Origin of the sequence: Mesorhizobium sp. M0296 (assembly GCF_040321675.1) — a bacterium.
Taxonomy (GTDB): domain Bacteria; phylum Pseudomonadota; class Alphaproteobacteria; order Rhizobiales; family Rhizobiaceae; genus Mesorhizobium.
The window spans coordinates 101,419-124,418 of record NZ_JAMYRZ010000004.1; the positions used below are offsets into that span (position 1 = coordinate 101,419).

29 protein-coding genes and 1 pseudogene are annotated in these 23,000 nt (G+C 61.9%); 11 read left to right on the forward strand and 19 right to left on the reverse strand.

Annotated features, from left to right (window positions below; all coding sequences use genetic code 11):
* Positions 1 to 171: 171 nt before the first annotated feature.
* Positions 172 to 1,164, forward strand: a complete 993-nt coding sequence (gene dusA / locus NKI97_RS06075) for a tRNA dihydrouridine(20/20a) synthase DusA (RefSeq protein WP_352833088.1) — start codon at positions 172 to 174, stop codon at positions 1,162 to 1,164.
* Positions 1,165 to 1,172: 8 nt separating this feature from the next.
* On the opposite strand, the gene NKI97_RS06080 is transcribed toward dusA, so the two are convergent.
* Both NKI97_RS06080 and NKI97_RS06085 read right to left on the reverse strand, forming a co-directional pair.
* The gene (locus tag NKI97_RS06080) at positions 1,173 to 1,877 is read right to left on the reverse strand and encodes a TIGR02281 family clan AA aspartic protease (RefSeq protein WP_352833091.1); all 705 of its coding nucleotides are present in this window, start codon (positions 1,875 to 1,877) and stop codon (positions 1,173 to 1,175) included.
* A gap of 13 nt (positions 1,878 to 1,890) precedes the next feature.
* The gene (locus NKI97_RS06085; protein WP_352744174.1) at positions 1,891 to 2,124 is read right to left on the reverse strand and encodes a DUF1289 domain-containing protein; all 234 of its coding nucleotides are present in this window, start codon (positions 2,122 to 2,124) and stop codon (positions 1,891 to 1,893) included.
* Positions 2,125 to 2,321: 197 nt separating this feature from the next.
* Between NKI97_RS06085 and NKI97_RS06090 the strand changes: the two genes are divergently transcribed.
* Complete coding sequence (locus NKI97_RS06090) at positions 2,322 to 3,320, forward strand: nicotinate-nucleotide--dimethylbenzimidazole phosphoribosyltransferase (RefSeq protein ID WP_352744261.1); 999 nt, start codon at positions 2,322 to 2,324, stop codon at positions 3,318 to 3,320.
* Between the two features lie 4 nt (positions 3,321 to 3,324).
* Here NKI97_RS06090 and NKI97_RS06095 read toward each other — a convergent pair whose 3' ends face one another.
* The gene (locus tag NKI97_RS06095; protein WP_352744176.1) at positions 3,325 to 4,839 is read right to left on the reverse strand and encodes a sensor histidine kinase; all 1,515 of its coding nucleotides are present in this window, start codon (positions 4,837 to 4,839) and stop codon (positions 3,325 to 3,327) included.
* A gap of 75 nt (positions 4,840 to 4,914) precedes the next feature.
* Here NKI97_RS06095 and NKI97_RS06100 point away from each other — a divergent pair, with 75 nt between their 5' ends.
* The 4 genes from NKI97_RS06100 (at position 4,915) to NKI97_RS06115 (ending at position 7,516) form a co-directional block, all read left to right on the forward strand.
* Positions 4,915 to 5,538 (forward strand): thermonuclease family protein, encoded by a 624-nt coding sequence (locus NKI97_RS06100; protein ID WP_352833094.1) that lies wholly within the window; start codon positions 4,915 to 4,917, stop codon positions 5,536 to 5,538.
* A gap of 42 nt (positions 5,539 to 5,580) precedes the next feature.
* Positions 5,581 to 6,192: a glutathione S-transferase gene (locus tag NKI97_RS06105; protein ID WP_352833097.1), complete on the forward strand. Its 612-nt coding sequence runs from the start codon at positions 5,581 to 5,583 to the stop codon at positions 6,190 to 6,192.
* Positions 6,193 to 6,205: 13 nt separating this feature from the next.
* Positions 6,206 to 6,823, forward strand: a complete 618-nt coding sequence (locus tag NKI97_RS06110) for a uracil-DNA glycosylase family protein (protein ID WP_502894919.1) — start codon at positions 6,206 to 6,208, stop codon at positions 6,821 to 6,823.
* Positions 6,824 to 7,024: 201 nt separating this feature from the next.
* Positions 7,025 to 7,516 (forward strand): Lrp/AsnC family transcriptional regulator, encoded by a 492-nt coding sequence (locus NKI97_RS06115; protein ID WP_023675006.1) that lies wholly within the window; start codon positions 7,025 to 7,027, stop codon positions 7,514 to 7,516.
* A gap of 11 nt (positions 7,517 to 7,527) precedes the next feature.
* Here the strand turns inward: NKI97_RS06115 and NKI97_RS06120 are convergent, their stop codons facing one another.
* From NKI97_RS06120 to NKI97_RS06170, 11 genes and pseudogenes are all read right to left on the reverse strand, one after another.
* The gene (locus NKI97_RS06120) at positions 7,528 to 8,100 is read right to left on the reverse strand and encodes a DUF3299 domain-containing protein (RefSeq protein ID WP_352833100.1); all 573 of its coding nucleotides are present in this window, start codon (positions 8,098 to 8,100) and stop codon (positions 7,528 to 7,530) included.
* 62 nt (positions 8,101 to 8,162) lie between these two features.
* The gene (locus NKI97_RS06125) at positions 8,163 to 8,744 is read right to left on the reverse strand and encodes a GNAT family N-acetyltransferase (protein WP_352742766.1); all 582 of its coding nucleotides are present in this window, start codon (positions 8,742 to 8,744) and stop codon (positions 8,163 to 8,165) included.
* Positions 8,704 to 9,408: a DNA alkylation repair protein gene (locus NKI97_RS06130; protein WP_254817259.1), complete on the reverse strand. Its 705-nt coding sequence runs from the start codon at positions 9,406 to 9,408 to the stop codon at positions 8,704 to 8,706. Before NKI97_RS06130 ends, NKI97_RS06125 begins: the two co-directional genes overlap by 41 nt.
* 9 nt (positions 9,409 to 9,417) lie before the next feature.
* Positions 9,418 to 10,293 (reverse strand): annotated as a pseudogene (locus NKI97_RS06135) (NAD(P)-dependent oxidoreductase); the annotation flags it as partial.
* Positions 10,294 to 10,351: 58 nt separating this feature from the next.
* Positions 10,352 to 11,179, reverse strand: a complete 828-nt coding sequence (locus NKI97_RS06140) for an ABC transporter permease (RefSeq protein ID WP_023675012.1) — start codon at positions 11,177 to 11,179, stop codon at positions 10,352 to 10,354.
* A complete protein-coding gene (locus NKI97_RS06145) occupies positions 11,176 to 11,889 on the reverse strand; it encodes an ABC transporter permease (RefSeq protein WP_352742767.1) in 714 nt (237 codons plus the stop codon). Before NKI97_RS06145 ends, NKI97_RS06140 begins: the two co-directional genes overlap by 4 nt.
* Positions 11,890 to 12,007: 118 nt before the next feature.
* A complete protein-coding gene (locus tag NKI97_RS06150) occupies positions 12,008 to 12,790 on the reverse strand; it encodes an ABC transporter substrate-binding protein (RefSeq protein ID WP_352833103.1) in 783 nt (260 codons plus the stop codon).
* A 213-nt stretch (positions 12,791 to 13,003) separates the two neighbouring features.
* Complete coding sequence (mobB, locus tag NKI97_RS06155; protein WP_023675015.1) at positions 13,004 to 13,513, reverse strand: molybdopterin-guanine dinucleotide biosynthesis protein B; 510 nt, start codon at positions 13,511 to 13,513, stop codon at positions 13,004 to 13,006.
* Positions 13,510 to 14,139 (reverse strand): molybdenum cofactor guanylyltransferase MobA, encoded by a 630-nt coding sequence (mobA, locus tag NKI97_RS06160; RefSeq protein WP_352754748.1) that lies wholly within the window; start codon positions 14,137 to 14,139, stop codon positions 13,510 to 13,512. Before mobA ends, mobB begins: the two co-directional genes overlap by 4 nt.
* Before the next feature lie 58 nt (positions 14,140 to 14,197).
* On the reverse strand, positions 14,198 to 15,118 hold the full coding sequence (locus NKI97_RS06165) for a DMT family transporter (RefSeq protein ID WP_352833105.1): 921 nt from the start codon (positions 15,116 to 15,118) through the stop codon (positions 14,198 to 14,200).
* Positions 15,119 to 15,240: 122 nt separating this feature from the next.
* A complete protein-coding gene (locus NKI97_RS06170) occupies positions 15,241 to 15,597 on the reverse strand; it encodes a hypothetical protein (protein WP_023675018.1) in 357 nt (118 codons plus the stop codon).
* 198 nt (positions 15,598 to 15,795) lie between these two features.
* On the opposite strand from NKI97_RS06170, the gene NKI97_RS06175 reads away from it, so the two are divergent.
* Positions 15,796 to 16,524, forward strand: a complete 729-nt coding sequence (locus NKI97_RS06175) for a hypothetical protein (RefSeq protein ID WP_352833107.1) — start codon at positions 15,796 to 15,798, stop codon at positions 16,522 to 16,524.
* Between the two features lie 51 nt (positions 16,525 to 16,575).
* Here NKI97_RS06175 and NKI97_RS06180 read toward each other — a convergent pair whose 3' ends face one another.
* Complete coding sequence (locus tag NKI97_RS06180; protein ID WP_352833109.1) at positions 16,576 to 17,046, reverse strand: hypothetical protein; 471 nt, start codon at positions 17,044 to 17,046, stop codon at positions 16,576 to 16,578.
* Positions 17,047 to 17,101: 55 nt separating this feature from the next.
* The gene (moaA, locus tag NKI97_RS06185; RefSeq protein ID WP_352833112.1) at positions 17,102 to 18,097 is read right to left on the reverse strand and encodes a GTP 3',8-cyclase MoaA; all 996 of its coding nucleotides are present in this window, start codon (positions 18,095 to 18,097) and stop codon (positions 17,102 to 17,104) included.
* Between the two features lie 199 nt (positions 18,098 to 18,296).
* Here moaA and NKI97_RS06190 point away from each other — a divergent pair, with 199 nt between their 5' ends.
* Positions 18,297 to 18,650, forward strand: a complete 354-nt coding sequence (locus NKI97_RS06190) for a gamma-butyrobetaine hydroxylase family protein (protein ID WP_352456745.1) — start codon at positions 18,297 to 18,299, stop codon at positions 18,648 to 18,650.
* 23 nt (positions 18,651 to 18,673) lie between these two features.
* On the opposite strand, the gene NKI97_RS06195 is transcribed toward NKI97_RS06190, so the two are convergent.
* Complete coding sequence (locus NKI97_RS06195) at positions 18,674 to 19,102, reverse strand: nuclear transport factor 2 family protein (RefSeq protein WP_352833115.1); 429 nt, start codon at positions 19,100 to 19,102, stop codon at positions 18,674 to 18,676.
* Between the two features lie 158 nt (positions 19,103 to 19,260).
* Between NKI97_RS06195 and NKI97_RS06200 the strand changes: the two genes are divergently transcribed.
* Positions 19,261 to 19,872 (forward strand): pyridoxamine 5'-phosphate oxidase family protein, encoded by a 612-nt coding sequence (locus NKI97_RS06200; protein ID WP_352833118.1) that lies wholly within the window; start codon positions 19,261 to 19,263, stop codon positions 19,870 to 19,872.
* 27 nt (positions 19,873 to 19,899) lie between these two features.
* Here NKI97_RS06200 and NKI97_RS06205 read toward each other — a convergent pair whose 3' ends face one another.
* Positions 19,900 to 20,352: a MarR family winged helix-turn-helix transcriptional regulator gene (locus NKI97_RS06205; protein ID WP_352448891.1), complete on the reverse strand. Its 453-nt coding sequence runs from the start codon at positions 20,350 to 20,352 to the stop codon at positions 19,900 to 19,902.
* Between the two features lie 47 nt (positions 20,353 to 20,399).
* Between NKI97_RS06205 and NKI97_RS06210 the strand changes: the two genes are divergently transcribed.
* Entirely contained in the window at positions 20,400 to 21,308 is a 909-nt protein-coding gene (locus NKI97_RS06210) for an alpha/beta hydrolase (protein ID WP_352833121.1), read from the forward strand.
* Between the two features lie 34 nt (positions 21,309 to 21,342).
* Here NKI97_RS06210 and NKI97_RS06215 read toward each other — a convergent pair whose 3' ends face one another.
* The gene (locus NKI97_RS06215; protein WP_352833124.1) at positions 21,343 to 21,957 is read right to left on the reverse strand and encodes a TetR/AcrR family transcriptional regulator; all 615 of its coding nucleotides are present in this window, start codon (positions 21,955 to 21,957) and stop codon (positions 21,343 to 21,345) included.
* A 98-nt stretch (positions 21,958 to 22,055) separates the two neighbouring features.
* On the opposite strand from NKI97_RS06215, the gene NKI97_RS06220 reads away from it, so the two are divergent.
* The gene (locus NKI97_RS06220) at positions 22,056 to 22,802 is read left to right on the forward strand and encodes a 3-oxoacyl-ACP reductase family protein (RefSeq protein ID WP_352833126.1); all 747 of its coding nucleotides are present in this window, start codon (positions 22,056 to 22,058) and stop codon (positions 22,800 to 22,802) included.
* Positions 22,803 to 23,000: the final 198 nt, after the last annotated feature.

The following is a 23,000-nucleotide window of genomic DNA, read 5'->3' on the forward strand; positions in this document are numbered from 1 at the left end:
TTCCACGGCAGGCATCTAACTGGTGCGTACAGTGACATGTGTAACATGCCAATTTGCTTTCAGTTGCGGCGGCAAAATCGTATATCGGGTTAGCTGGGTGTGCATCTCTTGCCAAATTGCTCTGTCATTCGAACGGAGTATCGGACGGACTGAGACAGAAAAAATAGTAAAATGAATATGTTACGCCACAAAGTTGCCGTGGCGCCGATGATGGATTGGACGGACCGGCACTGCCGGTTCTTCCATCGCCAGCTGACGCGCGAGGCGCTGCTCTACACCGAGATGGTGGTGGCCGATGCGGTCATCCACGGCGCACGCGAGCGGCTGCTCGGCTTCGACGACAGCGAACATCCGGTGGCGCTGCAACTCGGCGGCGCCGATCCGGGAAAGCTGGCCGAGGCGGCGCGCATCGGCGAAACCTTCGGCTATGATGAAATCAACCTCAATGTCGGCTGCCCGTCCGACCGCGTCCAGTCGGGCACCTTCGGCGCCTGCCTGATGAAGACGCCCGTGCTCGTCGCGGATTGCGTCGCGGCAATGAAGGCGGCGGTGAAAATACCGGTTACCGTCAAGTGCCGCATCGGCGTCGATGAGCAGGATCCGGAACCGGCACTCGATGCGTTGGCCGATGGTGTTTTCGCGGCCGGCGCCGACGCGCTGTGGGTGCACGCCCGCAAGGCCTGGCTGGAAGGACTGAGCCCAAAGGAAAATCGCGACATCCCGCCGCTCGACTATGGCCGCGTCTATCGGCTGAAAGCCAGAAAGAAAAACAAATTCATCGGCATCAATGGCGGCATTCAATCTCTCGCAGAGGCGCTGACGCATCTCGACCATGTCGATGGCGCCATGCTCGGCCGCGCCGCCTATCACACGCCAGGGATACTGACCGGCATCGATGCCGCGTTTTACGGCAGCACAGCTGAGTCGTTCGATTTTGCCGCACTGATCGATGCCATGGCGGATTACGCGTCACGCCATATCGAGCAGGGCGGGCGCCTCGGGCATGTCACCCGGCACATGGTCGGGCTGTTTCACGGCCTGCCCGGTGCACGCCGCTACCGGCAGATCCTCTCCACCGAGGCGACACGGCCGGGTGCCGGAGCGGAGGTGCTGAAGTCAGCCTTCGCAGAGGTCGATTTCGGCCGGACCGCAGAGGCGGCCTGAGGAAAAACTTAATCCCGTAAAATCATGCGATCGCCACGGATGTCGAAGCCCGATAGCGAGCCGATGAAATTCATGCCGAGAAGGCTCTGGCCGAGCGTGCCTGGTGCGGCGATCATGATGGGCATGTCCTTGCGCACGATGCCGCCGATCGACAGTTCGTTGGTTCGCACCGCCGCCGCGCGTGTCATGCCGTTGGCGGTAGAGATCGGTATGGTGAAGCGGAGAGCCGCCGAATTGAACCCGACCGCCAGAGCGTCCTCGGCGGTCAGCACGGTGCTGGTCGCGCCGGTATCGACAACCGTCAGGATCGGCGTGCCGTTGATCGTGACGCGCGCTTCGAAATGGCCGCTGCCGGCCTTGTCCAGGGTGACGGTAGCATGGCCTTCTTCCACGCCCAGTGCCAGCGGACTGCCGGGAACAAGGCCGGCGGTGACGCGGCTGGCGAAATCCTGCAACTCATAGCGGTACTGATAGCCGGCGATCAGCGCCAGCACGATGGCACCCCAGGCGCCGAGGCTGCGGGCCATGGTGCCTAACGGCCTGCCCGATCTGAGCAGTCCGGCGCCGACGAGCGCCGCTAAAGCGCCAAGCCAGATCAGCTGGCTGAAATCGTAATTCTCAATGCCGAATGTACTGCCGGCGGAATCGTTGAGCATGAGCAGGAATACACCCGCCCCTATCGCGACGATCAGAATCCACAGCAGTCGGTTCATCTCTGCGGCCGGTTCACGAGAGGGCGTCGCGTTCGCGTGCCATGCGGCTGCGACGGGTTTCCCGGCGGGGGCGTCGCTCGACCGTTTCCAGCCTTGCCGGCAGCTCGGCCATGACGCTGCGGCGGGTTTGCGGGGTCATGTCGATCCAGGCGGCGATTTCCTCGCGCGTGCGCCCGCAACCGAAACAGAAGCCGGTTTTCATATCGATCGAGCAGACCAGGACGCACGGGGATTCAATGGCCGTCATAAGGATTTCCTTGGCTAGCCTCCACATGGTGCAACGACAAAGTCAATGCAAGCCCTCCGGGAAGCGCCGCCAACGAATGCTTTCGCGTCAATACCGCCAAGTTGTACCAGGCCTGGAGGTTGTGCCGGCTTGAGGTTGTGCCGGCTGGCCAAGGCGGCTATGCCGCTCACCAATTCACACGGATGATCGCCATCGACATGACCAGCGCGCTGCCTTTCGACGATTTTCGCGACCTCCTGGTGAGCCTGCCGCCGGGAGATATGGCGGCCAAGGCCCGCGTGCGCCAGTTGTTTGCCAAGGCAGACAAGCCCAAAGGCTCGCTTGGCCGCATCGAGGACATCGCCGCCTGGCTCGCCGGCTGGAGCGGCCGCGCGCCGCCGGCGGTGACGCGGCCATTGGTGGCGATCTTTGCCGGCAATCATGGCGTCACCCGCCACGGCATTTCGCCGCGCCCCGCTGCCGCCACGGCAAATGCAGTCGAGCTCTGCGCCGCCGGCGGTGCAGCAATCAACCAGATCTGCATCGCCAACGATCTCGGCTTGAAGGTGTTCGATCTGGCCCTGCACATTCCGACAGCCGACATTACCGAGGATGCGGCACTGGACGAGCGCGGTTGTGCCGCTACCATGGCCTTCGGCATGGAAGCGATTGCCGGCGGCACCGACCTGCTTTGCCTTGGCGACCTCGGCGTCGGCAATTCGACTGTCGCCGCGGCCCTTTGCACGGCACTGTTCGGCGGCACCGGCGCCGACTGGGTCGGTCCTGGATCAGGGGCGGGCGCGGCGATGCAGAGGCGCAAGGCGGAGGTGGTCGATGCCGCGGTCGCGTTGCACGGCGCGAGCCTCAAGGACCCGCTGGAAGCGCTGCGCCGGGTCGGCGGGCGGGAATTCGCCGCGATCTGCGGCGCCATTCTGGCGGCGCGGATGCAGAAGATCCCGGTGCTGCTCGATGGGTTTGCGGTGACTGCCGCCGCTGGTGTCCTACATACCGCCAACCCCGCGGCGCTCGATCATTGTCTCCTCGCAAGCCTGTCGCCGGAGTCTGGCCATGCCAAGGCCGCCGAGCGCCTCGGCCTTCGCCCGCTGCTCGATCTGGGCGTCAGTCAAGGCGAGGGGGTAGGGGCGGCGCTTGCCGCTGGGCTGGTCAAGGCCGCCGCGCTGACCAGCTCCGGCATGGCAGCCGCGGTCCGCGGTTAAGCATTCAGCGCCGGCGCGAGGCAACCGCCTTGGTCGGCAGCGCCGGCAGTTCCTCCATCACCCGGCTCAGCGGGAAGATGGCGATCGCCTCGGTGCCTTCGCGTAGCCTGGAATGGAGCTGGAATTCGCCACCATGCATGGCCAGCAAGCCTTGCACGATCGGCAGGCCAAGCCCGGTGCCCTGTTCGGCGCTCTTGATGGCGATCGAGCCCTGGCCGAAGGCCGAAAGCACGATCGGAATCTCGTCTTCCGGTATGCCCGGCCCATTGTCCTTGACGGAGAGATATTGCCCGCCGCCCGCCGTCCAGCCGACGCGCACGCGGATTTCGCCGCCGGTGGCGGTGAACTTGATGGCATTGGACAACAGATTGAGCGCAATCTGCCGCACCGCGCGTTCGTCGGCGAACAAGCGCGGCAAGGCGTTTTCGAAATGCTGGACGATGCGGATGTCCTTGTTGCGCGCCTTCAGCTCCATCATGTGGCAGCAATCCTCGACGACGGAGAGCAGCATCATCGGCTCCTCGTTGAGCTGGTAGCGGCCCGCTTCGATGCGCGACAAATCGAGAATTTCGTTGATCAGGTCGAGCAGATGCTGTCCGGAGTCGTGCACGTCACGGGCATAGTCGCGATAGGTCGGGTTGCTCATCGGGCCGAGCACCTCGTTGGCCATCACTTCGGAAAAGCCGAGAATGGCGTTGAGCGGTGTGCGCAGCTCGTGGCTCATCGAGGCCAGGAAACGCGATTTCGCCAGATTGGCGTCTTCCGCCCGCCGCCGTGCCTCGTCCGACATCGATTTCGCCGTCTCCAGTTCGGCAATCAGCGCATCCTTTTCGGAGCGGAACGACAGCAGCATCAGCGAGGAACGGTTGAGCTGGCGCGCTACATAGGCGAAGAAAGGCAACGAGGCGATCAGCAAGCCTGCCATGATCACTTCGACCGGCATCCATAATTTCGCACTGGCATAAGCATAGATGGCGACCGGGAGGGCGAAGGTCGCCAACAGCGCACCGCGCAGGGACGAGGCCAGGATCGCGGTTGCCGACATGGCGAGCAGCAGCACCACCGCCTTGGCGACCTGGAACTGATCCATTTGGCAAGTTTCGCAGCCGAGCCATGCGAACCAAGCCCAGCCAAGCCCGCACAGAAAATGGCCGATCAGGAAATCCCTGTGCGTCTCCAGCGGGTTGAGCTCGGACGCTTGAGTGACGCGTCTGGCCATGAATGCAACGATGGTATAGCAGATGAATGTGAACAGCGCCCAGACGCCGATCTCCTTGCCGATGCCCGCGAACAAGCCTGCCGCGGCCGTTGCCAGAACGAGCAGCGGAATGACGATCACGCCGCCGGTCATCGACAGCGCGTGGAGCTTCAACAGCTCGCGGTCGAAGTCGGGATTTCCGGCTTGCTGCGAAAGACGGTCGCGCGTCTTGCGCACCGCGCGCGCGACATCGCTGTTGCGATGGCGTTTCCTGCGGTCCACAATAAACTTGTCTGCCATGGTCGAGCGTTGCAGGGGCATGAAGTCTTCAATTTACGCGGGCAGCAATTTCAAATCGTTAAGCTACGTTCGAATGATTAACCAACGGTTTGCCATATGAGCCGTTCGTGGTCGCGATGGCCGCGCCAGCGATACTATGCGCCGCGTCCGCGAAGCCTGTGGCGCCGACTGATGGACTATGGGCTGACACTCATCGTGCTCGGCCTGCTGATCCTCCTGGCGGCGCGCCTCGACCGGGTGGAGACGCGCAAGACGGAGGGCGCGGCCACTGTCAATGACGGCGATAGCATCACGCTCGGCGGCGAGCGCATCCGCATGCGTGGCATCGTCGCGCCGGAATATTCGCAGATCTGTCGCAAGGACGGTGCCGACTATCCTTGCGGCAAGCTCGCACGGCAGTCCCTGGTGCGGTTGATCGCCGGCAAAGCCGTCTCCTGCAGCGGCTGGCAGCGGGACCGCTACGGCAGGCTGCTCGGCGACTGCAAGGCCGGCGGCAAGGATCTCAACCGCGCACAGGTCGAGGCCGGCTGGGCGGTCGCCTTTGGCGATTTCGAGACCGAGGAAGCTGCTGCGCGCGCGGGCAAAGCCGGCATCTGGGGCGGAACTTTCGACGAGCCGAAGAACTGGCGCGAGAGCCACGGCCATGAGCTGGTCGAAAGAAAGCACGGTACCTTGGCGTCCATCGGCGACGCCTTGCGCGAAATTTTTCGCTTCTGGTGAGCTGTGCCTATAGTTCGTCGGGACGGACGAGGAAGGATAGAGATGAAGCTGTTCGACGGCGGGCGCGCGCCCAATCCACGCCGGGTTCGGATTTTTCTGGCCGAAAAGGGACTTCAGGTTCCGCTGGTGCCCGTCGACATGGGCGCGCTGGAGCACAAAGAGCAGCCGGTCAGCTCGCGCAATCCGCTGAAGCGTCTGCCGGTGCTCGAGCTCGACGACGGCACAGTCATCACCGAATCCGTCGCAATCTGTCGTTACTTCGAGGAACTGCACCCCGAGCCGGCTTTGTTCGGGCGTGGCGCGCTCGGCAAGGCGATCGTCGAGATGTGGCAAAGACGTGTGGAGTTCAATCTGTTCGGCTGCGTCGCTGCGGCGTTCCGGCACATCCACCCCGCAATGAGGGAATGGGAGATCCCGCAAATCCCCGAATGGGGCGAGGTCAACAAGCCGAAGGCGATCGAATTCCTGAGATTTCTGGACACTGAGCTCGCCAGCAGGGAATTCGTCGCCGGCGATGCCTATTCGATCGCCGACATCACCGGGCTGGTCGCCATCGACTTCATGAAGCCGGCTCGCATCAAGGTACCCGAAGAGTGCACCAACGTGCTGCGCTGGTATCGAGAAATCTCCAGCCGGCCGAGTGCCGCCGCCTGACAATGAGTTCCGAATGACCGAAGAGTTGGAAGCCCTGGCGGCGAGGGTACGCGCCTGCCGCATCTGCGTCGATAAGCCGGCCGCCAGGCCGCTGCCGCACCAACCGCGGCCCGTGCTCAGGCCATCTTCGAGTGCGCGTATCCTGATCGCCAGCCAGGCGCCGGGTACCAAGGTTCACATCACAGGCATGCCGTTCACCGACGCCTCCGGCGACCGGCTGCGAAGCTGGCTGGGCGTCGGCAGCGAGGAATTCTATGACACGGACAAGTTTGCCATCGTGCCGATGGGCTTTTGCTTTCCCGGTCAGGACGCCAAGGGCGCCGACCTGCCGCCGCGCCGCGAATGTGCGCCGGCCTGGCGCACATCGCTGATGGCGCTGATGCCGCAAGTCGATATGGTGCTGACGATCGGCATCTACGCGCAAAGCTGGCATATGGGCGCGGCGCGCCGTCCCTCGCTGACGGAAACGGTCATGGATTGGCGTGCCATCTGGGCGGCGGCGACCGACCCGAAAGTCCTGCCGCTGCCGCACCCGTCCTGGCGCAACACCGGCTGGCTGAAGCGCAATCCATGGTTTGAAATGGATTTGCTGCCCTTTCTGAGATCGGAAATCCGCTATCGCCTCGGCTAGGCATTCAGCAAGAAATCACTCGCTTTCGCGCTATCCAACAGAATTTCTTTCTTGTAAAAGGCCATGATAAGAGGGATTATGGTAATCCATTCCTCGAAGCGCGCCGCGCATGAGGGGACGCGCGTTAAATTCTTGTTTTTATGCATGTCGTTGTGCCAAGGCCGCTGCGCACTTGGACGACTTGCATCAGGGGAGCACCCAATGGACCGCCTTGATAGAAAAATTCTCCGCCTGCTGCAGGAGGATGCGACGCTTGCAGTCGCCGACGTCGCCAAGAAGGTGGGCCTGTCGACGACGCCGTGCTGGCGGCGCATCCAGAAGCTCGAGGAAGAGGGCGTCATCAAGCGGCGCGTCGCCATCCTCGATCATGAAAAGGTCAATGTGCGGGTCACGGTGTTCGTCTCGATCCGCACCAATTCGCACAGCCATGAATGGCTGCGGCGCTTTTCGGAGGTCATCCAGGAATTCCCAGAAGTGGTCGAATTCTATCGCATGAGCGGCGACGTCGACTATCTCTTGCGCGTCGTGGTGCCCGATATCGCCGCCTACGACGCCTTCTACAAGCGGCTGATCGCCAAGATCGAGATCCGCGACGTGTCGTCTTCCTTCGCCATGGAGCAGATCAAATATACGACCGAGATGCCGCTGGATTACATGATGCTCGACAAGGAGTCCGGCGCCAACGCCGCCTGAGGTTCTTCTGTTTAGTTCTTCTTTTTGTTAAGGAAAGTCCAGGGCGAGTTGACCGGCAGCGTGATCGTGTCCGGCACGGTGTCGACGTTAATCACCTCGGCCTTGCGCACGGTGTAGCCCGACTGGATGACACTGACGCCGTCGAGGATGAAAAGCTGGCTCTTCTCCATGCCCGGCTGCAATGCGCCGGTCACCGAAACCGGCTGGTAGGCCTCGGACATCCTGTAAGGGTGTGCAGGCGTGACGAGGACGATCTGGTTGGGCGGCGGCGTCGGCATGTGGCTGCAGGCTCCCGTCCACGGCACCAGCAGGAACTGGTAGACGAGATCGCCGTCGCGATCGACTGGCAGCGCATAGCCCGCGAGTTGCACGGTCTTGTCCTGCAAGTCGAGTGAGAGCGTCTCGCCACGATCCGGCATTTTGGCCGCGATCATCGGCAGTCCGACGCTTTCGGCGGCTGCCTGGGTAGCCGGGCGCAGATCCTTCCAGAAAATGTGCATGGTTCCGGCGGAAGCGCTTGCCGCGATCGCGGACGCCAACAAGGCAGTTGCCATGATCGTGCCTGATTTAAAACGGTTGCTCATCGCTGCTCCGCCGTTGAGCCTTGATCTGCGAACATCAAGTAAAGCTGCCGCTGCCTCACAGGTCAACGCTCAAGCCGCATCACATGCCGGCGCGAGCCGGTCATGCCGATCTCGCGAAAGCCGCGGGCGACGAACATGTCGCGAAAACCCATGAAGCTGTAGCTCGGCGAAGCCTGGTCGACGGGATAGGCTTCGATCGTCCTGGCGCCTTTGGCAAAGGCGTGATCGATGGCCGCGTCGAGCAATGCGCTTGCCAGCCCGCCGCCGCGCAACGCTCTCGGCACAAAGAAGCAGACGATCGACCAGATGCCCATCTCGCTATCGTCCTGCTGCCGTGACAGCTTGCGGTAGGTCTCCCGTGGCGCGATCGAGCACCAGCCGACGGTCCGGCCATCGATCTGGGCGACAATGCCGACTGGCGTGCCGGCGTCGATCAGCGTCATCATCGCGCGTTTCTTCTCGTCGTTCTCGACGTGCTCGCGGCGGTCGAGATTGCGCCAAGCCATACACCAGCAGTATTTCGGCCCGCCGGGTTGCTCGAACAGGTTTTCGAAATCGGCGCGCGTCGATTGCGTCACCTCCGTGAAGCGCACTTCGCTCAGGTCAAGCTTTTCTGGCGGCGAGCCGCTCGAGCGTCTTGGCATCGGAAAGTTCCTTCACGGCGTCCTTGCCGATCCAGCGTGCGGTCCTGTCTGTCGAGGCCGCCAGTTTTAGCGCCACGGCAAGGGCAGGGCCGTGCAAATTCATCGATCGCTTGCCGATCGAACGAAGCGCCCAGTTCACGGCCTTCTTCACAAAATTGCGGCCGTCGGTCGCATGCGCTTCGATGATCGGCAGGAATTCGAGGAAGGTCGTCTCGGGTTCCTTCTTCCGGTGGACCACCGACCAGGCCATCATCGCAAAAGCCGTGCGTCGAACGAATTCCCGTTCGTCGACCGCGAATTCGGCGATCAATTCCTTCCAGCAATCCGTATCGACAAAGAGATCGGAGACCCCGTCGACGATATCCCACGAGTCGAAAGTCGCCGCCCATCGTCTTGCATCCGCGGCGGAGAACCGCTCCGGATCGGCTGTCACGGAAGCGATGAACTGCGCCTCCATGATGCCTGTCTGCCAAAGCTCGAAGGCACGCTCATGGTTGCGCTTGATTTTCTTGGCAATCTGCCGCTGCACGCCATGCGAGATACCGAGCGCACGTTCGATCTTGATGCCGTAGCGCAGCATGCCAAGTCGATTTTCCTCTGAGGCGATCGAGCGCAGATGAGCGACGATTTCATCGGCGCTGGATTGAGGCGAAAGCTCGGCCACGGTGAAATCCTATTTCTCCAGCCGCGCCAGCAGCGAGGACGTGTCCCAGCGCTTGCCGCCCATCGCCTGCACGTCCTTGTAGAACTGGTCGACAAGTGCCGTCACCGGCAGTTTGGCGCCGTTGCGGTCGGCCTCGGCGAGGCAGATGCCAAGATCCTTGCGCATCCGGTCGACGGCGAAGCCGAAATCATATTTGCCGGCATTCATCGTCTTGTGGCGGTTCTCCATCTGCCAGGAACCGGCGGCGCCCTTGGAGATAACCTCGATTACCTTTTCGATGTCGAGCCCGGCCTGCTTGCCGAAGTGGATACCTTCGGCCAGTCCCTGAACGAGGCCGGCGATGCAGATCTGGTTGATCATCTTGGTGAGCTGGCCAGCCCCTGCCGGTCCCATCAACCCGACCATGCGGGCATAAGCATCTATGACTGGCTTGGCCCTGTCGAAGGCGTCAGGCTCGCCGCCGACCATCACGGTCAGCATGCCGTTCTCGGCGCCTGCCTGACCGCCGGAGACCGGGGCGTCGAGGAACGAAAACCCGAGCGCTTGCGCGTGCTGTGCCAGTTCGCGCGCGACCTCGGCCGATGCCGTTGTGTTGTCGATGAAGATGGCGCCTTTCTTCATGGAATTGAAGGCGCCTTCGGCACCGGTCGTCACCGAGCGCAGATCGTCGTCATTGCCGACGCAGGAAAAGACGAAGTCCTTGCCCGCGGCCGCCTCTGCTGGTGTCGCGGCGAAGCTGCCGCCATGCTGGGCGACCCACTGCTCGGCCTTGGCCCTGGTGCGGTTGTAGACGGTGACGTCGTGACCGCCCTTGTTCTTGAGATGTCCGGCCATCGAATAGCCCATGACGCCAAGACCAAGAAATGCCACCGAAGCCATGTTTTCGAATCCCTTAGAAGCCTGCTTTGCGGTCTTCTTACCGGATCAGGCAAGGCGATGGGAGTCAGCGGTGTAGATGGATGGTGATGCGCCGTTCGATCCACTCGACGCCGTGGCGCAATGTTTCCACGATGATCAGATAGATGATCGCCGCCCAGATATACGACTGAAAGTCGAAGGTGCGCGCATAGGTGAGCCGGGTGATGCCCATCAAATCGTAGACCGTGATGATGGCGACGATTGCCGAGCCCTTGATCATCAGGATGATCTCGTTGCCATACGGGCGCAACGCGACGATCAGCGCCTGCGGCAGGATGATCTTCCACATCGTCTGCAGTTTGTGCAGGCCGAGCGAGGCGGCACCTTCCCACTGGCCCCTCGGCACGCTCTCGATTGCGCCACGCAAAATCTCGGCCTGGTACGCGGCCGTATTCAGCGAAAAGGCGAAGATCGCGCAGTTGAACGCTTCGCGGAAGAAGCCCCACAGTCCGACCATCTCGAGCTCCGGCCGGAAGGAGCCGACCCCATAGTAGACCAGGAAGGTCTGCGCCAACAGCGGCGTGCCGCGAAAGAAATAGACATAGGCATAGGCGAACCCCGAAAGGATCGGGTTCTTCGACATGCGTGCATAGGCGATCGGCACCGACAGGATCGCGCCAAGCACAATCGAGATGGCAACCAGCAACAGGGTGATGCCGAGGCCGGATATGTAGCCGGGTGCATATTTCTGGAAGAACTCCGGGTTCCACGCAGCGACCAGGTAGACGACCATGCCAATGCCGAGAGCGATCCACAGGCCGACCAGGACATGGCCGAGGATGCGTTGGCGCGACCAGCCGCGTGCGGGCGGCGGCGGCCGGTCGACCTTCAGCGTGTCGGTGGCAAGGCTCATCTCTTGACCTCGCTGCCGCCGACCGCTCGTTCGATCGCCTTGATGCCGAAGGAGGAGACGATCGCCAGCAGGAGATAGATGAGGCCGGCAAAACCGTAAAACAGGAAGGCATGCTTGGTGACGCGCGCGGCAACCCCGCTCTGCCGGAGGATCTCGTTGAGGCCGACGGCCGAGACGAGCGCGGTGTCCTTGAGCAGGATAAGCCAGAGATTGGCAAGTCCGGGCAACGCGATGCGGATCAACTGCGGCAGCACGATCAGCCGCATCGTCTGGCCGCTGGACAGGCCAACCGAATAGCCTCCCTCATATTGCCCTTTTGGAATGGCGCGGAAGGCGGATAAAAACACCTCGCTGGAATAAGAGGAAAAAATGAAGCAGAGCGCGATCATGCCGGCGACGAAGCTGTTGACGTCGGCGGAGGTGCCGGGGCTCACCAGCCGGACAATGTACTGCAGGATCAATGGGATGCCGAAGAAGATCAGAAACAGGGTGAGCAGCTCGGGTATTCCGCGAAAAATCGTGGTGTAGATGTTCCCGGCCAGTCTCAGCGACGGCTCTTCCGACTGTTTGGCCAGCGCCACGAAAAAGCCGAGCGTCAGCCCGAAGGGCAGAGTGGCCAGCGCAAGACATACTGTGACAAACACACCCGCGGCGATGTCGTCGAGCCAGCCTTCGGGTCCCCAACTGAGAAGCGTCAGTGCGCTCTGCATCCGCCTGCCTGTTCTCCTTAAGGCTCTTTGAGACCCGTGCCGCGTCACCCCTCGTGCGCGGCATCCTTATAAGAACGGCGGGAATCTCCCGCCGTTCACGTCCTCCTATGTCGGTCGATCAGGACTCGCCGCCATAAACGTCATATTTGAAGTATTTGTCGTTGATTTCCTTGTACTTTCCGTTTGCTCGGATGGCGTCGATCGCCGCATTGAACTGGTTGACCAGATCGGTCTCGCCCTTGCGCACGGCAATGCCGGCGCCCGGACCGTGGATTTCGATAACCGGCTTGATTGTGCCGACCAGCTTGCAGCAGGCGCCGTCCGGCGAATCCAGCCATTGCTGCAGCACGACGACGTCGTCATTGGCGGCATCGAGCCGGCCATTGGCCAGATCGAGCTGGTATTCCTGTGCGGTCGGGTACGGCTTGACGGTGCTGTCGGTATAAGTCTTGGTCGAATAGTTGAAATGCGTGGTGGACGCCTGCACGCCGATCGTCTTGCCGGCCAAATCTTCCTTGGTGACACCCTTGATGTCGGTGTCCTTGGGGGCGGCGATCGCCGGCGGCGTATTGTAATATTTGTGGGTGAAGTCGACCTTCTCGGCGCGTTCCGGCGTGATCGACATCGACGCGACGATGGCGTCGAACTTGCCTGCCTGAAGGGCGGGAATGATGCCGTCCCAGTCCTGCGCGACAAAGGTGCACTTCACCTTCATCTCGTCGCAGAGCGCCTTGGCAATGTCGATATCGAAGCCTACGAGCTGGCCGTCGGCTGTCAGATTGTTGAATGGGGGATAGGCTGCCTCGGTGCCGATCCTCAAGGTCTTTTCCTGGGCCTGGGCAACGCCAAGCGTCAGCAGCGCAGCCGAAGCGGCAAGCGCGATACGCAGTGCAATACGCATAATGGTCCTCTCTGTTGGTCCCGGCCGTCGTTCCCGAACGGCTCTGTGGGCGGTGCTTTTGACCGCCCGCTGATGCGATACTCCCATTCTTTCCCAAGAAAAAGCAACTGCAAAACCGTCGCTTGAGGGAAGGTCATGTTCAGAAAGCGATGACGCTGGGTCAGACGCCTAAATTGGAAAGCAAGTGGGCGGAAACTGTCTTCTGCCGCATTTTCAGCGCGACAGGCTTGTGGCGCGCTCGATGAAGTCAGCTATCGAATTCGTGTCGTCGAGATCGAAGGCCGGCAGGTCTTCGCCGACAATGGGGAAGTCGGAGGCGATGGCGACAATGTGTGGATCGCCTGCCGAGAGCGGTGTCCGGTCCTTGGCCTCGAGCCGTCGCGTCTCGATTTTCTTGTGCGCTTCGCGCTTGTAACCCTCGACCAACACGATGTCGCACGGTGCCAGCCGTGACAGGATCGCGTCCAGCGTCGGCTCGTCCTCGCCGCGCAATTCGTGCATCAGCGCCCAGCGCCTGCCCGACACGACCGCGACCTCCATCGCTCCCGCCTGCCGGTGGCGAAAGCTGTCCGCTCCGGGTTTGTCGATGTCGAAATCATGATGGGCGTGTTTTACCGTCGACACTTTCCAGCCGCGCCGGACGAGTTCGGCTACCAGCTTTTCGGTCAATGTCGTCTTGCCGGAGTTCTTCCAGCCGGTGATGCCGAAAATACGTCTTTTCATGGCTCGATGCTCTGCAACAGATGCACGGCCTGGGCAAGGTCGTCGGGAGTGTTGATGTTGAAGAACGGATCGATCTCGGCCCCGCCGGATTTCAGGATGGGAAATTCCACCTCGACAAAACCGTGCCGGTCGATGAACGCCGCAACGCGCCGGTTGTCTTCCTCGACGAGAAATTGTCGCAAGACCTGATCTAACCCTAGCGGCCAGAGTGCAAAGGTCGGATGCCGTTTGCCGCCGGAACAGGCGACCGCAATCGAGCCGGGGCGTTCGTCGGCTGCCGCGAGCAGCCGCTCGACCATATCCCTGGGCAGGAAAGGCGTATCGCCGGCAGCCGTGACCAGCGCCTGGCAGGTCGTGTCGGAAGCCCATTCGAGGCCGGTCAGGATCCCGGCAAGCGGCCCGGCATAACCTTTGACAGTGTCGGCAAGCACCGGAAGCCCCGTCGCGGCAAACCGTGCCGGATCGCCATTGGCGTTTAGCGCAAGCGGTCCAACCTGCGGGCCAAGGCGCGAAACGACACGGTCGAGCAGGGTGCCGTCGCCAAGCGCAAGCAGCGTCTTGTCGCCGCCGCCCATCCGGCTCGACCTGCCGCCGGCCAGAATGATCCCTGCAATATGTCGGCCCATGGTTTGCTGCCTAGACCCAAAATCCAGTTTTCAAATCAGACAGTCGTCGACAGTCACTCTATATGCCGTCCGGCGCCATGTCCGGTCCAGTGCTTTCGGCGGCTGTTTTTCGCCGTCCAACGATCCGTTCGCGGTAGAGTGCATAGAGGCCTGACGCGATGATGATCGTGGCACCGAGGATCATCGGCAGATCGGGGACATCGCCGAAGATCGTGAAGCCAAGCAAGATCGACCAGAGCAGGGCGGTGTAGCGAAACGGCGCGATGAAGGAGATATCGCCCACCCGCATCGCCGTGATGATGAAGTGATAGCCGATGAGCACGAGCACCGCCGCCAACGCCAGGAACGCCGTGCTTTGTCCTGTCATCGGTTTCCAGCCGCCCATCGGCGAAAGCAGTGCCGCGCCCAGAAACGTCATGGCAAGGGCGGTGGCGCTCGACACCAGCAATGTCGGAATTGCCTGCGGTATCCGCTTGGTAGCGAGATCGCGCACCGCGCAGCATGCGACGCTGGCCAGCGCCAGCAGTGAAAAGACGCTGAACCCTTCGAAGCCGGGCCGCACGATGATCAGCACGCCGGCAAAACCGGCGGCAATGGCCAGCCAGCGCCGCCAGCCGACGCCCTCGTTGAACACAAGCGCGGCGCCCATCGTCACCGCCAGCGGCAGCGCCTGCAGCACGGCGGAGACATTGGCGATCGGAAGATGTGCCAGAGCAACCAGGAACGACACGGTGGCGCCGGCCTCGCCGGCGACGCGCAGCGCAATGGTCGGCTGCAGCATCGAACCGGGCCGGGCAAGCGCGCCCCGTTGCCACGCAAGCAGGCCAACGAAAAGCGAAGCGAAGGCGCCGCGGATCAGCATGACCTGCGCCATGTTCATCGATTCCGATAAGAATTTGGTGATCGCGTCGTTGAGAGTGAAACCAGCCATGGCCACCATCATGAACAACGCGCCGCGGAGGTTTGGCGAAAGAGGCAAGGCGATTACCGGGTGAGTCCTGCAGCAAGCGTCTAGCAGGCACCCACAAGACAGCAACGTCAAAGGGCTGGGCCACAGCCTTTCTGTGGCCCGTGACATCTGCCGCGCAAGAGCGGCAGGGCTTATTTGGGCGTCAGTACCTCGGTGCCGTTGCCTTCCTTGCCGGCAATCGTCCACAGGCCATGCAGCGAGCCGTCTTCCTGCACTTTGTAGACGACTAGACCGACTGCCTTGCCCATGACATAGCCGGCGGAGAAGGCATCGTCGTTGCGCATGCAGATACCGTCCGAGGACGAGCCGCCTGTCTCCCAATGGATCGTGCAGGTCGTCTCGCTGGTCAGCGTGATCGTCGCGTCGCCACCATAGGACGACCCATCGAAATTGGTGCCGGCCACGGCATAGGTGCCGCCGATCGACTGAGCCGCCGCGGGCAGGGCCGCGAGGCTGAGCAATGCAAGAGAAAGAATGAGTTTGCGCATATCGTATTCCCCCACTGGGCGAAGAACCGCTCCAGAGCAGAGGCTAGGCCCGAATGGGCTTGCGGTAAATCCGGTGACCGTTTGCGGACAAGACCTTTTCTGGGTGTGACCCCAAAAAAGGTGCCGTTCTAAAGGATGGGTTCGGAGGGCAAATTTATCACACTGCGGCTCGAGGAAAATTTTTCGATGAGATCAAATTTGCTCGGCAAGATTCACCAAATTGGTCATTGTAAGCTTTTGATCGTGTTGGGGAGATGGTCCATGATGAATGCACGAGGCAATGCGGACTGGCTTGGCACAGGCAGCAGGCGGCATGTTTCATCGGCTTTCCGGTTCTCTTCTGCCCTGGCGGTTATCCTCATGGCGATAGCGCCTGCGTTCGCCGATAACGGCGCTTCGGCGTCGGCAGTCGAACGGATGTCCACGCCGGGTCACGAAGCGGATGAGCTCGCTCGCCGCGTCGGGAAATCGTCCGTCGTCAACACGATCTGGCCAACGCCCGGCGCCCAGCCGATCGTGATGACGGGGCTGGTGGCCGAGCGCACGATGATCGGTCCCTTCATGCAGGAGGTGATGCGCCCGGCGCCCGGGTCGAAAATGCCGGACTTCCAGCGGATAGCCTATTTGAGCTATGACCGGGTGGAGGGCCGCTGGAAGTATGTCTCCATGGACACCCGTTTCCCGGCAGGGATCATGCCCGCCTGGAGTTTTGGTGGCGAGGAGGACGGCAAGATTTCACTGCTGTTCCAGCCGCTTGGTTTCGTCGGCTTCGGCCCGGAGGTCGAAGGGCGGTTCACGGCCTCCGATTTCGTCATTTCCAGGGACGGCGACAATCACGAAGTGGCCGAGCAACATTTCCTCCAGGCCAATGGCAGCGGCAAAAAATGGCTTGCCGTACGATATGACTACACGCGCCAACAACCGTGACTCGCTAGCAAAAACAATAGGCTGCCAATAAGTTCTGACGTCGCCGGATGCTCACGGTCCCCTGAGGCTGCCGGCGATCGCATCGACGAGCGGGTCGTATTTCGATTTCAGGGCTGGCGGGTAGTCGATCCAGACCGTGCGGATGACACCGTCTTTTCCGAGGCGGCGTTCATAGAAGATGTTCCCGCCTTTGATGCCCGACAGCACCGCCCAGTCCTTGCCGGTCTTGCTGTAGGTGATCCTGTAGCCAGGTTCCTTGCTGGCCCTCTCGGCGGAGACGAAGGCTGTAGGGGTGTCATCATCGATGTTGAGGATACCCGAACAGATCAGGCTGGCGCCATCGGCAGTGAGCCATTGTTGTCCATCGCCATTGTCCGGCTCGGGCTGGCGAAGAGTGAAGATTTCATCCGGAAAGGTGCAGATGGTACCGAAGTGCTCGTTCGTGTAGGTAAATGGCGCGGCAACTGCCGTGGTCCCCGCCATCACTCCGAAAAACGTCAGGACTGCAAAAAACCGCTGCACGCTTTGCCTCGCGCCGATACCAAGGCGATTATTCTTGCACGAAATCGGCGAAAAATTAGCCGCCGGTGACGCTCATATGCCGCGACACCGACGGACGGTTGGTGCGGCGATCGATGATGAAGTCGTGGCCTTTGGGCTTGCGGCCGATTGCTTCGTCGATGGCATCGGCGACCAGCTCGTTGCCTTCCGACGCACGCAGCGGCGCGCGCAGGTCGGCCGCATCTTCCTGGCCGAGGCACATGTAAAGGGTGCCGGTGCAGGTCAGCCGGACCCGGTTGCAGCTTTCGCAGAAATTATGCGTCATCGGCGTGATGAAGCCCAGCCGTCCGCCGGTCTCGGCGACTTGGACATAGCGGGCCGGGCCACCGGTCTTGTAGGGAATGTCGCCTAGCGTGAACTGGCGTTCGAGAGCCGCGCGCAACAGCGACAGCGGCAAATACTGGTCGGTGCGGTCGGCGTCGATCTCGCCCATCGGCATGGTTTCGATGACCGTCAGATCCATGCCGCGGCCATGCGCCCAGCTCAGCATTTCCGGCAATTCGGCGTCATTGAAGTCCTTCAACGCCACGGCGTTGAGCTTTACCTTTAGCCCGGCCGCCTGCGCGGCGTCGATGCCGTCCATGACCTTGTCCAGATTGCCCCAGCGGGTGATCTGGCGGAATTTGTCGGCATCGAGCGTATCGAGCGAGATGTTAATGCGCTTGACGCCGCAGTCGGCGAGCTCGGCGGCAAAGCGGGAAAGCTGCGATCCGTTGGTGGTCAGTGTCAGCTCTTCCAGTGCACCACTCTCGAGATGCCGCGAAAGCTGGCGTACCAGGTGCATGATGTTCTTGCGCACAAGCGGCTCACCGCCGGTGAGGCGGAGCTTGCGCACACCCTTTTCGATGAAGACCGTGCAGAGCCGGTCGAGCTCTTCCAGCGACAGCAGGTCCTTCTTCGGCAGGAACGTCATGTCCTCGGCCATGCAATAGGTGCAGCGGAAATCGCAGCGGTCGGTGACCGACACGCGCAGGTAGGTGATCGTGCGACCGAAAGGATCGATCATATCCATGCTTGTGCGCTTCCCGTGGGCGTGAACGGCTTCGTTATATATGGCTATGTGATACGAGCCAACTTGGCATTCAAGATAGAAGCTCGCGATCATCGGTAACATTCCGACGCCGACAGATCATGTCGGAACTTTCCATGCGGCCTTTTCCCTTGACGCGAAGCGGCGTAGGGAAGGGCAGTTCTCCGCAGGATCCACCACCATGACAGCGCCAAAAGAACTTAGGGTCTCGAAGGACCGCAAGCTGCTTTCCGTCACCTTTCCGGGCCATCAGCCGTTCGAATTGTCGGCCGAGCTGCTGCGCGTCGCCTCGCCATCGGCCGAGGTGCAGGGCCATTCGCCCGAACAGCGCGTCACCGTTCCCGGCAAGCGCAATGTAGCGATTCTGAAGATCGAGCCGGTCGGCAATTATGCCGTGCGCATCACCTTCGACGATTTCCATGATACCGGCATCTTCACCTGGAATTACCTGCATACGCTGGGTCATGAGAAGGATGCACGCTGGGCCGCCTATCTCGCCGAACTGGAAGAGAAGGGGCTGAGCCGCGACCGTTGAATGGATCCCGCAGAACTCTCAGGTCAACGCAGGATCGCCAGTATCTCGCTGGTGTCGTAATAAAACGGCCTGCCTTCGATCAGCCGGTCATCCTTGAAGCACAAGACTTCGGCGAACGGCTGTTTGATGGTTGCACCATTGGCCCGCGATGTCAGCGAAAGCGAGCAGCTCATGAACACCGTGTCATCGTTTTGGGCGACCTGAAGGTCCTCCACCGCCACGTCGCTCCAGATTTCCCGCATTTTGCGGAAAAGGGCGCCAACGCCGTCGAGGCCGTTCCAGTCACCGGCATAGGGCAGGGAGCGCGGCTCATGCACGACAATCTCGGTATGAAATGCGCCGGCAAGCACATCGAGGCTCTCCGACCCTGATTGCAGGAAACGCATTTCAACATTGAACATGTTTTCAATAAGTTCCATGGCGGTGCGTCGCCGGTCGAGCGGTTTATCCATTTTGACCTCCGTATCCGTTGGCACGATCATGCAGGTAAAGCGGTTTGCCCTTGTTTGCGTTGCCGCGACACCCGTTTCCTGATGACCGGCAAACGGGCACTTGTCGTGAAAACGTCATCCATCTGGAGTAGCGCCGGCAAAGCTTTGGAGACGAAAACATGTCCATGATCACCAGCATCGAACAGCTTGAAGCGCTCTATGGCCTGCCCGGCGACGCATCGGTGGTCAAGGAACTCGACCAGCTGATTCGCGAATACGCAGCTATCATCGAGGCTTCGCCGTTTGCCGCGCTCGCAACCTGCGGGCCAGAAGGGCTGGACTGCTCGCCGCGCGGCGATCTCGCCGGCTTCGTCCGCATCCACGATCCGAAAACGCTGATGATGCCGGACCGGCGCGGCAACAACCGTGCCGATTCGCTAAGGAACATCCTTCGCGATCCGCGCGTCGCGCTTCTGTTCCTCGTGCCGGGTTCCGGCACGACACTGCGCGTCAATGGCCGCGCCCACATCACCACCGATACCGGGCTCTGCGCCTCGTTCGCCGTCGAGGGCAAGCCGGCGCGCTCGGTGACGATCATCGAGATCGATGCGGTTTATTTCCAGTGCGCCCGCGCCATCCACCGATCGGAACTGTGGAATCTGGCAAGGCATGTCGACCCGAGATCGCTGCCGACTCCCGGCCAAATCCTGGAAATCACCAGCCGCAAGAACATTGACGGCGAGGTCTACGACAAGGAATGGCCCGAGCGCGCGAAAAAATCGATGTGGTGAAGCATTTGGTGGTGGAGCACTGGGCTGTCAGGCGGTCTTCAAAACCTCGGCAATCCTACGCATCTGTTCGCCGATCATGTCACATTGTTCCGGCGTCGACTGGCTCATCGCCTTCTCGATCAGCGCCATATGGACCTTCAGCGCCTGCATCAGCAGTGCCTCGCCGGCCTCTGTCAAGGTCAGCCTCAGCACGCGCTTGTCCTTCTCGTCGCCCTCGCGGCGCAGCAGGCCACGGGTCTCCAGCTGAGGCAAAAGCATGGTGATGTTGGAGCGGCCGACCAGCAGCCGACGAGCAAGGTCGTGCTGCGACATGCCGGGATGACGGTAGAGGTTCATCAGCACGTCGAGCTGCGCCGGCTTCAGGTCGAGCGGCGCAAGCTTCACCGCCAGGGTGCGTTCCACCACATGGCAGGCGCGCGCCACCGCGACCCAGTTGCGAAAACGCGGGTTGTCCCAGGGCAGGTCTTGCTTAATGTTCATGTTTGAACTATTATGTTCATGCTTGAACCAATGAATGGATCGCCACTATGGCATCATTTGGACTGAAGGTCATCCGCGGCACGTTCGGCGTGGCTGAGCATGTGGCACCGCGACTCACCGGGCGTGCTGCATTCGAGCTGTTCTGCCGCACGCCGCACGAGAAGAGCTTGAGCAAAGGCGAGCGCCGCGCAATTGATCGCGCCGCCGATTTCATGACCCAGGCACGCCATCACCGGCTAAAGACCAGAACCGGCTGCGTCATGGTGCATGAATTCCGGCCCGACCCGGGCAGGGCGACTGCCGGCACCGTGCTCGTCATCCATGGTTGGCGTTCGCGCACCGAATACATGCGCACGCTGATCGAAGCCTATCGCGATGCCGGCTACAAGGTGGTCTCGCTCGATCTGCCGGGCCACGGCCAGTCGCAGGGCCGCCGGCTTACCCTGGTCAGTGCGGTCGATGCGGCACGGGTTGCCGGCGAATGGTTCGGCACGTTCGCGGCAATTGTCGGCCATTCCTTTGGTGGTGCCGTTGCCGCCAACGCCGTCGCCGGTTCGATCAGGAACATCCCGCGATTGGCGGCCGGGCGGCTGGTGCTTATCGCCGCGCCGAGCTCGCTGCCGGCGATCTTCGCTGATTTCAGCCGCATGCTGAATGTCGGCTCGCGCTCGCAGGCCGCCATGGCCGACCGGGTCGAGCGCATCGCCGGCCGGCCGTTGCACGAGTTCACCGGTGACCGCCAGCTCGCAAGCACGCCGCTGCCGACGCTGGTGATCCACGCGCCGGACGACCGCGAAGTGTCCGCCGAGCATGCAAGGCTCTACACGCGCGCCGGCGACCATGTGCGGCTTTACTGGGCCGAGGGGCTCGGCCACCGCCGCATTCTCGCCGACAGGGGTGTGGTGGAGCGTGCCGTTGGCTTCGTTGCCGGCAGGCTGGAGTCGTCTCTGCAGTGACCTGAATATCGTTCTTGTCAGCCGGGTTCGACCGTCACGCTGCCCCGGTGCTGGCCATCGCTATCCAAGCTGCCATTGCCCCGGCCACCGTCGCCAGAAGAGCCGAGCGCGACGCGCCGTCGCGCGCCTGGATCGACATGCCGTGCTGCACGGTCGCGTAGAAGGTCGCGGCCGTACCGCAGTCGAAATCGGCCGGCAACTCTCCCTCGGCCACGCCACGCTCGAGGCGTCTCAGCAAGGCTTCGCGGTTTTCGGCACGGCGACGGCGCAGATCATCGCAGATGGCGCCGCGGCTTGAGTCCTGGTGCAATGCGCCGAGCGCGATAAGGCAGCCTTGCGGACGACCGGTCTGTGAATAGGCCCTGGCAGTCTGCCGCAGGAACCGTTCGACGGCCTGACGCGCGGTCGGCGCCTTTTCCAGCGCAGACCAGATCTCGGTTCCCTCGACCCGCGTGTAAAGCTCGGTTGCCTCGAGAAACAGCGCTTCCTTGCTGCCGAAGGCGGCATAGAGGCTGGGAGAGTTGATGCCCATTGCAGCGGTCAGGTCGCTTATCGACGCGCCCTCATAACCCTTGGCCCAAAACACTTCCATTGCGCGCCGCAAGGCGGCGGCTCGATCGAAGGTGCGGGGGCGACCTCGTTCCGGCATGGCATCCTTTCTGTATTGATCGATACATAATTCGGTTGACGTGGTTCAGCAAGGCTGGCAGATATTTATGTATCAATCACTACAAAATGGAGAAGCAGATGTCATCCAGAAGCTTGAACGGCAAGGCCGCCCTCGTCACCGGCGGCAGCCGCGGCATTGGTGCGGCGATCGCAAGAAGGCTCGCGGCTGACGGCGCAGGCGTGGCGATCACCTATGTGAATGGCGAGGAAGGGGCGCGTGCGGTGGTCAGGGAAATCGAGGCGGGCGGCGGCCGGGCCTTTGCCATCAAGGCCGACAATCGCGATGCTGGGGCGATCGAGGCGGCGGTCGATGAGGCAGCAACAGCCTTCGGACGGCTCGACATCCTGGTCAACAGCGCCGGCATCTGGCGCGCTGCGCCGATCGATGCCCTGTCGCTTGCCGATTTCGATGAGACAATGGAGGTCAACCTCAGAGCCCCGTTCGTCGCCGCCAAGGCGGCAGCAGCGCATATGGGCGAGGGTGGCCGGATCATCTCGATCGGCAGCAATCTGGCCGAGCGTGCCACGGACGCCGGCCTGAGCGCCTACTCGGCCAGCAAGGCTGCCTTGGTTGGCCTGACCAAGGCCTTTGCACGCGATCTCGGTCCGCGCGGAATCACCGCCAATGTCGTCCATCCGGGGTCGACGGATACCGACATGAATCCGGCAGGCGGCCCGCACGCCGAGCATCAGCGCCAGAAGATGGCGATGCCTCGCTTCGGCACGGCCGACGAGATCGCCGGCATGGTTGCGTGGCTTGCCGGCCCCGAAGGGCGCTTCGTGACAGGCGCGGCATTGACCATCGACGGCGGCGCCAACGCTTGAGGTTTGGCTCACGGGCACTACCATTGGTCGGGAGCGACGGCGGATTCGCTCCCCCCGTCCCGACGTTGTGAAACCGTTCTGCAACAGACGTTCCGAAATTTATGAAAGCTTAACGAAATCAGTATGAATCAGTGTAGTCACGCCTTACATCCGCCATGGGGTGGGCGAGACCGTGAAAGCGGTGCGGAACGGGATCCG